Source organism: Pelomonas cellulosilytica, assembly GCF_021353265.1.
GTDB lineage: Bacteria > Pseudomonadota > Gammaproteobacteria > Burkholderiales > Burkholderiaceae_C > Pelomonas > Pelomonas cellulosilytica.
The window spans coordinates 125,983-137,957 of the sequence record NZ_JAJTWU010000009.1; the positions used below are offsets into that span (position 1 = coordinate 125,983).

General features: G+C 68.6%; 9 protein-coding genes. 7 read left to right on the forward strand and 2 right to left on the reverse strand.

From position 1 onward, the window contains the following. Positions 1-66: 66 nt before the first annotated feature. The 7 genes from LXT13_RS21520 (at position 67) to LXT13_RS21550 (ending at position 10,741) form a co-directional block, all read left to right on the forward strand. The gene (locus LXT13_RS21520; RefSeq protein ID WP_233374370.1) at positions 67-2,730 is read left to right on the forward strand and encodes a TonB-dependent receptor; all 2,664 of its coding nucleotides are present in this window, start codon (positions 67-69) and stop codon (positions 2,728-2,730) included. Next, a complete protein-coding gene (locus tag LXT13_RS21525) occupies positions 2,720-3,838 on the forward strand; it encodes an amidohydrolase family protein (protein ID WP_233374371.1) in 1,119 nt (372 codons plus the stop codon). The genes LXT13_RS21520 and LXT13_RS21525 overlap by 11 nt, the downstream gene beginning before the upstream one ends. Further along, on the forward strand, positions 3,835-6,522 hold the full coding sequence (locus tag LXT13_RS21530) for an alpha-galactosidase (protein ID WP_233374372.1): 2,688 nt from the start codon (positions 3,835-3,837) through the stop codon (positions 6,520-6,522). Before LXT13_RS21525 ends, LXT13_RS21530 begins: the two co-directional genes overlap by 4 nt. A 14-nt stretch (positions 6,523-6,536) precedes the next feature. Beyond that, positions 6,537-8,411 carry an NPCBM/NEW2 domain-containing protein gene (locus LXT13_RS21535; protein WP_233374373.1) on the forward strand — a complete coding sequence of 625 codons (1,875 nt, stop codon included), beginning with the start codon at positions 6,537-6,539 and terminating at the stop codon, positions 8,409-8,411. Between the two features lie 118 nt (positions 8,412-8,529). After that, the gene (locus tag LXT13_RS21540; protein WP_233374374.1) at positions 8,530-8,922 is read left to right on the forward strand and encodes a hypothetical protein; all 393 of its coding nucleotides are present in this window, start codon (positions 8,530-8,532) and stop codon (positions 8,920-8,922) included. A gap of 21 nt (positions 8,923-8,943) precedes the next feature. Further along, the gene (locus tag LXT13_RS21545) at positions 8,944-9,435 is read left to right on the forward strand and encodes a hypothetical protein (RefSeq protein ID WP_233374375.1); all 492 of its coding nucleotides are present in this window, start codon (positions 8,944-8,946) and stop codon (positions 9,433-9,435) included. Between the two features lie 73 nt (positions 9,436-9,508). Beyond that, entirely contained in the window at positions 9,509-10,741 is a 1,233-nt protein-coding gene (locus LXT13_RS21550) for a sensor domain-containing phosphodiesterase (protein ID WP_233374376.1), read from the forward strand. A gap of 21 nt (positions 10,742-10,762) precedes the next feature. On the opposite strand, the gene LXT13_RS21555 is transcribed toward LXT13_RS21550, so the two are convergent. Then, on the reverse strand, positions 10,763-11,038 hold the full coding sequence (locus LXT13_RS21555) for a hypothetical protein (RefSeq protein WP_233374377.1): 276 nt from the start codon (positions 11,036-11,038) through the stop codon (positions 10,763-10,765). Between the two features lie 73 nt (positions 11,039-11,111). Then, entirely contained in the window at positions 11,112-11,783 is a 672-nt protein-coding gene (locus tag LXT13_RS21560; RefSeq protein ID WP_233374378.1) for a PEP-CTERM sorting domain-containing protein, read from the reverse strand. Between the last annotated feature and the right edge of the window lie 192 nt (positions 11,784-11,975).

Sequence of the window (11,975 nt, forward strand, 5' to 3'; positions counted from 1 at the left end):
ACGTCCGTGCTCTCTGCACTGTGTCTCGGCGCCCACGCGCAGGACGCGCCGGCGCCGGAGTCCGACATGCTGCAACGTGTTGAGGTCGTGGGCACGCGCGCCAGCCTGCAACGCTCGCTGACGATGAAACGCAACGCCGCCGGTGTGCAGGACAGCATCAGCGCCACCGAGCTGGGCCGCTTCCCCGACGACAACGTGGCCGACTCGCTGAGCCACATCACCGGCGTGGCCATTCAGCGCGCGCCGGGCGGTGAAGGCCTGTCGGTCAGCGTGCGCGGCCTCGGGCCCGGCTACTCGCTGACGACGCTCAACGGCCGCATCCTCGCCACCGACGGCATCGGCCGCGACTTCGCCTTCGACGCGCTGCCGGCCGAGGTCATCAGCGGCGCGGACGTCGTCAAGTCGGCGCAGGCGATCTACACCGATGGCGCCATCGGGGGGCTCGTGGCGCTGCACACTGCGCGGCCTTTCGACCAGAAGGGCCTGCACGCCTTCGGCAAGGTGGAGGCGGACCACAACACCATGTCGGGCCTGGACGGCGCCAAGGCCAGCGGCGTGTGGAGCAACACCTTTGCCGGCGGGACGATGGGCCTTCTCGTTGGCGCGGTGGTGCAGCATCGCAGGGTGCGCACAGATACCGCCGAGTACACCTACTTCTACAACGACCTCGCCAGCGGCACCCAGGTCTCCCCCGGCGAAGGCGTGCTGGGCACCTGCTGCATGACCTTCGGCGCCACACTTGAGCAGAAGAAGCGCAGCGCCGCGAACGCCACATTCGAGTGGCGGCCGAGCGCCGAACTGAAGATGACGGTGGACGGTCTGTACACGCGGCTGAACTCGCCGCAGGTCGGCTACCGGCAGGCCTACTACCCGCAGTTGGGCCCGGGCCGCTGGTCGGACGTGAAGGTGGACGCCGCCGGCTTGGTGACAGGCATGACCGTCACGTCCGACTTTCCGTTGGTGCCCGAGCTCGCCAACATCACGGTGGACCGCCGCGTCATCACCAGCCTGCTCGGCTGGAACGCCGAGTGGAAGCCCAGCACGCGGCTGGCATTCGAGCTGGATGCTTACGAGTCCCGCTCGCGGCGCAACAGCGGCGGCAACGACAGCTATGTTGTGGCCGACCGCTCAGTCAACCCGCTCGCGTCGACGTGGAAGACGACTTCGGCCAGTCTGCCTGACCTTGCGATCACGCTGCCCGACGGGACCAGCTACGCCGACTCCCTGGCGCAGGGCCACGAAGGCAACGCCACCTTCGGGCCGCACTACATCGGCCTGTCCGGCGACAACCTGCGCGACCGGATCCGCGGCGTGACGCTGGCCGGCCGCTACGCACCGGACCTGCAGTGGGGCGGCCTGAGCCTGGACCGCGTGTCGTTCGGCCTGAGCCAGACCCAACGCGCGAAGTCTCGCGTGACGTACGAGAACGATTTCACTGGCGGTTCCGTGCAGTACTCGGGCAGCGAGGCTTTGACGTTCGCGTCCATGGGCGCCAACGTCTTCCAGCACAGCTTCACGCTTTCGAACTTCATGCCCGGCGCGGGTGGCAACGTGCCCCGCACCTTCCTCGCGTTCGACAACCAGGCCTACCTCGACGCGTTGAAGGCGCTCGACGGCAAGCCTAACCCGAACGGTGGCGTGTTCGACCTGAAGGCCACGCTGCCGCAGGTGAACCCCACGCGCAGCTACCGGGTGCAGGAGCGCGTCTCCGCCGCCTACCTTCAACTAGACGCCTCGGCCGACGACTGGAGTGCCGATCTGGGCCTGCGGCTCGTGCGCACGCGCACGGTCAGCGAGAGCGCCACCGCCAGCATCCTTCAGACCTACCAGGTCGACCCCACGGTGCCCACCAGCGCCTTCCTGACCACATACGGCGATCTTGCGTCGGTGAACGAGAGCGGGTCTTACACGAAGGCGCTGCCGTCGCTGAACGTGTCGTGGCGCTTTGCGCCGAACTGGCAGCTGCGCGCCGGCGCGGCCAAGACGCTGGCCCGCCCTGGCGTGGACCAGCTCGCGCCGACGCAGAGCGACGGCCTGGCCGGCGGCATCAAGCAGGTGACTATCGGCGGCGACCCCAAGCTCAAGCCTTACAGCGCGCGGCAGTTCGACCTGTCGCTGGAGTGGTACTACCGGCCGCGCTCGGGCCTGACGCTGGCGGCCTTCCGCAAGCAGATCAACGGCTTCATCACCACCGTCTCGCAGGCCGACGTGGACCTTGGCACGAAGGACCAGAACGGCCAGCCCGTGCTGCTCACCGTCACCCACCCGGTCAACGGCGACCGTGGCTCCGTGCAGGGCTTCGAGTTGGGCTGGCAGCATCTTTTCGACAATGGCTTCGGCCTGCGTGGCCAGGCCACGCACAACACGTCTCGGGCCTACGTGGGTGGCGTCTTCGCCGGCCCGCTGGAAAACGTGGCGCCAGCCACCACGTCGTTCGGCGTGCTCTACGAGCGTGACGGCTTCAGTGGCAACCTGTCGTGGGACCACACCGGCAGCTTCACTGTCTCCAACGACTGGCAGGGCCTGGGCGTGCGCGCCGTGGCGCGGCCGACGAATTGGGTCACGGCCCAGGTGTCGTACGAGATCGCCCGCCATCTCAAGCTGACGCTGGAGGGGCGCAACCTGACGAACAGCATTGACCGGCAGTACCTCGACATCAGCTTTGGCCCGCCGCTCAACTACGCGGCTTATGGTCGCAGCTTCACCCTCGGACTCTCCTATGCACTTTGAAACTCGCCGGTTGTGGGCGGGCGTGGCCCTTGCCACTTTCGCCATGTTCAGCGCCCCGTTCAGCGCCTCGGCGCTCGCCGATGCCGCGTCGTACACGATGGCCGACTACGGCCGCGTTGTGAAGATCGACGCGCACCTGCACCTGCACAACCCTGCACCCGCCTTCCTGCAGGCCGCGCGGCGCCAGAAGTTCAAGGTGCTGACGATCAACGTCGACTACCCTGACTTCCCGCCCATCGACGAACAGCAGCGCGTCGCCATTGAGCTGCAGCGTCAGTTCCCGCTGGATGTGGCCTGGGCCGCGACTTTTTCCGTCGACGGCTCCGACCAGCCCGGCTGGCTGGCCGCCACGCGGGAGCGGGTGGACGCGTCGCTGAAAGCCGGCGCCGTCGGCGTGAAGGTGTGGAAGAACATCGGCATGAGCCTGCGCAACGCGGGCGGCCAGCTCGTGATGATCGACGACGCCCGCTTCGCGCCGTTGTTCGACGACTTCACGAAGCGAGGCATCCGGCTGCTCGGCCACCAGGGTGAGCCGCACAACTGCTGGCTGCCGCTGGAGCAGATGACGGTCAACAACGACCGCGAGTACTTCAAGGCCCACCCGCAGTACCACATGGCCCTGCACCCCGAGATGCCGAGCTGGGAGCAGCAGATGGACGCGCGTGACCGCATGGTGGCGGCGCACCCTGGGCTGCACTTCATCGGCGTGCACCTCGCGTCGATGGAACGCAATGTCGACGAGCTGGCCGCCTTCCTGGATCGCTTCCCCGACGCGGTGGTGGACGTGGCAGCGCGCATCGGTCAGCTGCAGTACCAGAGTCAGCGCGACCGGGAACGCGTGCGCCGGTTCTTCATCAAGTATCAGGATCGGCTGATCTACGGCAGCGATATGTCGCAAGAGCCCGGCCAGGATGGCGCCGCGCTAGGCCGCGAGGCCGAAGCCGTGTGGCGCATGCACTGGCGCTACTTCAACACGGCCGACACCTTCAAGGTCAGCGACTTGGATCGACCGGTGCAAGGGCTGGCGCTGCCCAAGGCGGTGGTCGACAAGCTCTACCGCACGAACGCCGAGCGCACCTTCGCGGGTGCATGGAGCGCACAGCGATGACGGCGCGTCGCGCCTTCCTCCAGTGGCTGGGCGCGGCGCCGCTGGCCACGCAGCTGCCTGCCGCGCAGGCTCAGGCGCGCGTTGCGGGCCAGGGGCGTGTGCGCGTGCAGGACGCCGCGCTGTCGCTGCAGTTCGACGACGAGATGCGCTGCCGCATCGTCAGCCTCGCGGCGCCGCAGCCAGTCACCTTGACGGGTTTCGACGCAAGCGAGCATGTCGTCGTCGCCGGTAAGCCGGTCATACGCTTCGCCCTGCAGCGCGCCGAGCCCGGTCGTGCGAGCACGCCCTTCGGCGCCGGCCAGACGCTTACCCTGGTCGGTCGCGCCACCTCGGGGCTGGAGAAGCGCGTCACCGCCACGCTGATGGATGATCACCCTGGCGTGGCGCTGCTGGATGTGGCCTACGTCAACATCGGTGCGACACCGATCGTGCTCGACGCCTGGGCCCATGCCGCCCACCGCCTTGCTGCGCCGCCGCGCCATGCCGGCGGCTGGTGGACGTACTCTGGTGCCAGCCACGCAGACCGGCGCGACTGGGTGCAGCCCGTCAAGCGCGGCTTTGAGCAGCGCAACTTCATGGGCATGAACGCGTCCGACTACGGCGGCGGGACGCCGGTGGTCGACGTGTGGCGCCGCGATGTCGGCCTGGCCGTCGGCCACCTGGCGCCGCATCCGCAGCTCGTCTCGCTGCCGGTGAAGGCCGTTGGCGATCAGGTGGAGATCGCGCTGCGCAGCGATGCGCCACAGACGCTGGCGCCCGGCGCCACGCTTGCCACGCCGACCGTCTTCATCGCCGTGCACCGCGGCGACTTCTTCGTGCCGTTGGATCGCTACCGCCGCCTGATGGCCGCTCAGGGCCTGGCTGCGCCTGAGCCGCCCGCGAGTGCCTACGAGCCGCAGTGGTGTGCCTGGGGCTACGAGCGTGACTTCTCGCTGGACTACGTGCGTGCCACGCTGCCCAAGGTGCAAGAGTTGGGCTTCAAGTGGGCCGTGCTGGACGATGGCTGGCAGGTCAAGACCGGTGACTGGCGGCCCGACCTCGCCAAGTTCCCGCGTGGCGACGACGACATGAAGGCGCTCGTCGCCGACATCCATGCCCGCGGCATGAAGGCGCGGCTGTGGATCGCACCGCTGGCCGTCGCCCCCGGCAGCGACGAGCTGCACGACCATACCGACATGCTGCTGCTGGACCGCGATGGCGCGCCGCAGGCCGTCACATGGTGGAACTGCTTCTACCTGTGCCCCGGCTACGCGAAGACGCAGGCGCGCCTGGCCGCTACCGTGCAGAAGATCATCGGCGACTGGGGCTTCGATGGGCTGAAGGTGGATGGCCAGCACCTCAACGGCGTGGCGCCCTGCTTCAATCCGGTACACCAGCATGCGCGCCCGGAGGACTCGGTCGAGCATCTGGCCGACTTCTACCGCGTGCTGCACGACAGCGCCCATTCGGTCAACCCGGAGGCCGTCGTCGAAGTCTGCCCCTGCGGCACGGCCTATGCCTTCCACAATATGCCGTTCATGGACCAGGCGCCGGCGTCGGACCCTCTGTCCAGCTGGCAGGTGCGCCACAAGGGAAAGACGCTGAAGGCCTTGATGGGCCCGTGGGCCGCCTATGCCGGCGACCATGTGGAGCTGAGCACCGGAGGCGAGGACTTTGCTTCCAGCGTCGGCATCGGCGCAGTCATCGCCACCAAGTTCACCTGGCCGGTCGACCCCAAGCCCAAGGACTCGTTCCTGCTGACGCCGGCCCGCGAGGCGCATTGGCGCCAGTGGGTCCAGGTCTACAACCGACAGCGCCTCGCCGAAGGCCGTTACCGCGGCGAGCTTTACGACCTGGGCTTCGACAAGCCTGAGACCCATGTCGTCGAGCGAGGCGGGGCGCTGCACTACGCGTTCTACGCGGACGCATGGGATGCGCCTGTCACGCTGCGCGGGCTGGGCTCCGGCCGCTGGACGCTGCGTGATGCGGTCACGGGCGAGTCGCTCGGCAGCGTCGAGGCGGCGCGCCCGACGCTGCCGCTGCGCTTCACACACAGTCGGCTCGTCGAGGCGCGGCCCGAGATGCCGGACGCGCTGCCGGTCGCCTTCGCCGGCCGGGCGTCCGCCGTCGGCGTCGACGGGTTGCCGACCGCCGCGCAGTGGGCCGATGCACCGACCACGTTCTTCCGCCATGACTGGCAGGGCCGTTCGCTCACCGGTCCGCAGTCAACGCGGGTGCAGCTGCTGCGCGGCGCTGGCACGTTGTATGTGCGCTTCATCTGCAAGTACGACACGATCGATAACTTCGACCGCGAGGGCTCTTCCACCGACCTCTGGCCGCTGTGGGACCGCGACGTGGTCGAAGTCTTTCTGCAAGCGCCGGAGCGTGCCGGGCTCAGGAGCTATCGCGAGGTCGAGGTGGCGCCGAATGGTCTGCTGCAAGAGGTCGCCGTCGAGGCGTCGGGCAAGCGGCGCTTGCTCGGCGAGAGCCGCGCGCGGGTGCAGGTGGATGTGACGAACAAGGTCTGGATGGCCGAGCTGGCCGTGCCGATGCGCGGTGCCGACGATGGCTGGCGGCTGAACCTGTTTCGCGTCGAAGGGCGGGGCCCGGATCGTGTCTACTCCAGCTGGAGCCCGACGCGCACGCCGGAGCCCGACTTCCACGTTCCGGCCGTGTTTGGCCGTTTGCTGATCCGCACCGCATGAAGCTATCGATTGCCTTGACCCTGTCCCTCGCCGCCGTTGCTGTCCAAGCGCAGCAGCAACCGCTGGCCCCCACCGGCCGCTGGGCCCACCAGCCGGTCGGCAGCGCGCCGACGCCGCCGATGGGATGGTCGAGCTGGAATGCCTTCCACATGGACCTGACCGAGCAGCGGGTCATCGACTCGGCGCAGGTCATCGTCGATTCCGGCCTGGCCGCCGCCGGCTACCGCAACATCAATGTGGACGACGGCTGGTGGCTGCAGCGCCGCCTGGCTGACGGCCGCCTGCAGGTGCGCACAAAGCTGTTCCCGACCGCGGCGACCGGCGGCGCGGCCGGCACATCGTTGCGGCCTTTCACCGACAAGATCCACGCGATGGGCCTGAAGGCGGGGCTGTACTCCGACATCGGCCGCAACGCCTGCTCGCAGGCCTACAACACCGACAGCCCCAACCTGCCCGAAGGCACTCAGGCCGAGCGCGAGGTGGGGCTGATGGGCTTCACCGAGCGCGACATCGCGCTGTTCTTCGGCGACTGGAACTTCGATTTCCTGAAGGTCGATGGCTGTGGCCTGTCGTCCTATGGCAAGGACCGGCTGCCGGTCACGTCGGGCCGCTTCCGCGAGTACGGCCCGACGGTGGTGGAAGGCAATGCCAACCAGTCCGACGTCGAAGGCGCCCGGGCTCTCTACGCCCGCGTCGCGCAGTCGCTGCGTGCGGTTCGGCCACAGGGCGACTATGTGCTGTCGGTCTGCCTGTGGGGCGCGGCCAACGTGCGCAGCTGGGGCGCTGAGGTCGGCACGATGTGGCGGACCAGCCGCGACATCGCGCCCCGCTTCTCGCAGATGCTGCATAACTTCGACACCGTTGCCACGCGCGAGCTCTACGCCGGCCCTGGTCGGTGGAACGACCCCGACATGCTGGAGATCGGCAACGGCGACTTCGACGGCGACCACCTGCTGGAGGCCCGCACCCACCTGAGCCTGTGGGCCATCGTCGCCGCGCCGCTGATGATCGGCACCGACCTCGCCAAGGCGTCACCCGCGCTGATCGATCTGCTCAAGGCGCCCGAGGTGCTGGCCATCAACCAGGACGCGGCCGGCCACCAGGGCGTCATCGCCTACGCGGACAGCGACCGCGAGATCCTCGTCAAGACGCTGGCCGACGGTCGCAAGGCGGTGCTGCTTTTCAACCGCGGCGAGCAGCCGGCCAAGCTGACGCTGACGGCCGAGCACCTGAAGATGGACGTGAAGTCGCCGATCGTCTTGCGCGACGCCTGGGCGCGCGCCGATGCGGGCAGCTTCACCGGCAGCCGGGAATTCACGCTGCAGCCGCGCGAGACGCTGCTGTTCACCGCCACGGGCACACACATGCTGCCGCGCGGCTACTTCGTCTCCGAGCGACCAGGGCAGGTGTTCGTCGCGCGTGACGGTATCCGCGCGCTGGAGGCCGATCCGGTCGTCTACCGCTCGTTGCCCTCCTGGGCGCGAACCGACAGCGGCGGCACGCGCCCAGCCTACGCCGGCTGGGGCGCACCGCGTGCCGATGCGACGCCGTACGACCAGACGCTCAGTGTGCGGCGCCAGGTCTTCCGCCACGGCATCGGCGCACTGGCCGACTCGCGGTTGCAGGTGCAGCTGCCCGCCGGCTCGCAGCGTCTTGTGGCGCAGGTCGGTGTCGACGACTCGACGCGCGGCCGTGGCCGCGTGCGCTTCGAGGTGTGGGGCGACGGCCGCCGGCTCGCCGCCACGCCGCCGATGGCGTTCAACGAGCCCGCGCGTGAACTGGTGGCCGACCTGCGCGGCGTCCGGCTCGTCGAACTGGTGGCGCGCGAGCAAGGCGCCGGTGCTACGGGCCCGGTCGTCGTGACCTGGGGCGCCGCCCGCATCGAGTAGTCGTTCGGCCCAGCCGCTGAATCGGAGGCGTCGCCCGCGCTGGCGAGCCAGCCTCCTACACGGCAGCGAGACCTCGCGCAGGACAGTCTGTGCATCGGATTGGCCCGCGAGGTGACTCATGACATTGGTGACCGTTCCCCTGTTCGCTGCCGCGCTGGCGATAGTCGTTGCAGCGCCGGTTATGGCGCAGACGGCAACGTCGGCATCGTCTACCGCGTCGGCCCCCGTGCCGGCGACGGCCGCGTCCCGTATCGCGCCGGTCCGCAATGCGGCCGTGCAGGCCGCCGAGAACGCGAAGGAGCCGGGCGTGGCACGACCCGAGGAGCGCGTAATCCCGCAGATCTCCGTTCCGCTCACTCGTAAGGACCGCACAGCGCCGGGTCACGAGGGCGCCTCCGCACCGGTCCGCAGTGGTCCCGCCGTTGACGATGGTGCGGCCCGCTGCCTGGCGGCAGAAACACCTGCGGCGCGCGCGGCCTGCCAGCGCGGCCTGGCCGCATCCGGTCTCTGACCCACAACGGGAGCCCTCACCATGAGCCTGCGTCAGCTGCTGTCGTCCATCCTCATCGGCGCCGTCGCTAGTTCGCGTTCGATGACGCCCATGGCCACGCTCACCGTGGCGCGCCTGGCGGGCCGCAACACGCCCGGGCACCTTGCCTTGCTCGACCGGCCACTGTTCAGAGCCGGTGCGCTGGCCATGGGCGTCGGCGAACTGGCCGGTGACAAGATGAAGACGGCGCCGGATCGGACAGTTTTTCTGGGCCTGCTGGCCCGCGTGATGAGTGCCGGCATTGCCGGCGCTGCACTGGCACCGGCCGGACGCGAGCGCGCGGGTGCGGCGGCGGCGGTCACCACGGCCGTGCCGCTGGCCTACGCCACGCTGGCCGCCCGCAAGCGCGCGATGAGCCACATCGGCCAGACGCGCAGCGGGCTGATCGAGGACGCTTTGGTGGTGGCCGCCGGCGCCCTCGTCGTGGCTCTCAGCACCCGCCGGCGTGCCACACCCCCGGTTGATCGCAGGTAGAAACAGCGCTAGCGTTCGAGATACGCGCCCGGCAGTCGCATCGGGCAGCGTCCAGCCAAGGGAGACATCGCCGATGAACACCCCTCTCGCCAACGCCGCCGCAGGCCTGGCCGGCCTGGCTGCCTCCGCGCCCGGTCAACGCCCGTCACTTGCCCGCCTGCTCCAGGCGATCCGCCGGCACATGGGCATGGATGTGGCGTTCATTTCCGAGTTCGAGCATGGCCGGCGCGTGTTCCGGCATGTCGACATCGGCGATGCGCGGCTGCTCATCCAGCCGGGCGATTCGGACCCGCTGGAAGAAAGCTACTGCGTCCGCGTCGTCGACGGTCGGTTGCCTGAACTCATTCCCGATGCCTGCGTCAACGCCGAGGCGCTCACGCTGCCCGTCACACGGGCGGTGCCGGTCGGGGCCCACCTGAGCGTGCCCATCCGCCTGTCCGACGGCCGCATTTACGGTACGTTCTGCTGCTTCAGCCACGCACCGGACCTGACGCTCACCGCGCGCGACCTCCAGGTCATGCGTGTCTTCGCAGAGCTGGCTGCCGAGCAGATCCAGCTGAACCTGAGCGAGGGCGAGGCGCGCCGCCTGGCCGAGGGGCGCATCGATGCGGTCCTGCAGTCCGACCAGCTGCGCATGGTGTTCCAGCCCATCGTCGACCTCGACATGAACCGCGTCGTCGGCTTCGAGTCGCTGGCCCGCTTCAGCGGCGAGCCTTACCGCACGCCCGACCTCTGGTTCTCGGAGGCCACCCTCGTCGGCCGCGCCGCCGAGCTGGAGATCAAGGCCATTCGCCTTGCGCTCGCGCGGCTGAACGAGCTGCCGACCGACGTCTATGTCACGGTGAACGCGTCACCCGAGGTCATCGTCCAGGGCGCGCTGGCCGATGCGTTGCATGGCCAGCCGCTCGAGCGCATCGTCGTGGAAGTGACCGAGCATCAGGCCATCAAGCGCTACGAGGCCATCGCTGAGGTTATTGCGCCGCTGCAGCGCGAGGGGTTGCGCATCGCCATCGACGATGCGGGGGCTGGGTATGCCAGCTTCCGCCACGTGCTGGACCTGCACCCGCAGATCATCAAGCTCGATATCAGCATCACGCACGCGATCGACGTGGACCGCTCGCGCCGCGCGCTGGCGGCTGCGCTATGTGGCTTTGCCCTCGAAACCGGTTGCGGCATCGTCGCCGAGGGCGTGGAGACGCAGGCCGAGCTGGACGCCGTGCGCGCACTAGGCATCGGCCGGGCCCAGGGCTACCACCTGGGGCGGCCGATGAGCTTCATGGACGCGAAGGCCTGGACGGTGCATTGACGGCAGTCGCTGTGTGGCGCGTCAATGCATCCACGCCGGCCGGTGTGGGTCCGGCGACGGATGCGGCTGAAGCGCTGCGCGCACGCGCTCCACCGTCGTCGCCGAGTCCTTGTCGTCCACCGCGACGATCAGCCGCAGCCACGATGCCTTGGACCGATCGCCCTCGCGCCGCGTCCAGCACCACACCTGCGCACCGGGCTCACCCTTGCGGTCGGCCAGGCAGACCTCGTCGAAGTCCGCCCCCTGGTAGGCGAGCAGCTGCTCTTCGTCGACGTAGGTGTTGAAGTAGGCGGGCATGCACCGAGTCTAGGCGTTTGGGACCGTCCGGCCAATCGCCTGACCTGTGCGCTGAAATGACCCGCGGGACGACTCAGTCGCGCGTCTTGCCCATGCGGCGACGGAGCCCGAACAGGGTCAGGCCGGCAGCCAGCATCGCGTACGTGGTCGGCTCCGGAACTGCTGCGACGGTGACGCCATCCAGGCCGACGACAGTGCCGCTGACCGTGCGGAACTGCAGCACGTCATGGCCTTGCGCGATCAGGTTGCCGACCTGGTAGCTGGAGCCATAAGGCGTATCTTCGGTACCAGCGAAGGACTGACCACCGACCTTCACGCCGTTCCACAACACGTCCACGGTGCCGGTGCCGGCAGACGTCGATCCGTAGGCGGCACCTAGCAGGAAGCTCAGGCTGTAGCTTTGCCCGGCGACGGTATTCAGCGTCTGGCTCCAAGCGGCTTCGTTGACGCCGGGGGTGCAGCCGGTGGAGTAGCCGCAGCCAAGCCATGCGGCGTTGCGCGAGTCGTCAGACAGGCCGGATCCCGCCGGGAAGCCGAAGGTCGACGCATAGAGCGTCCCTTCGTTGCGTTCGTAGATGTAGACGCTGGACACGCTGGTGAAGCCGTTGCCCGAGGTGGAAACCGACCAGCCGTTGTCGCCGTCCTCGAAGCCGCCGTTGACCACGAGGTTGTTCGTGGAAGCGTTTGCGCAATGCACCGCGCTCGCGAGCGCGAATGCCGTCAGGATGTACTTGTTTGCGTTCATTCAGTGTTCAGTGCTATCAATGGCTCTGTCGGTACAGCGATAGGGTCCCGCAGGCCGGGGCGATTCTGCCGAGTCGCCTGGTTCTCTACATCGCCCAGGTTGGTGTCACAGAACGTCTCTTCATGTCGCCAATCGTTACCGTCCAAAAGCGCAGAGCGGTTGATTCCCGCGCTTCATGCGCATCCGAGCCTC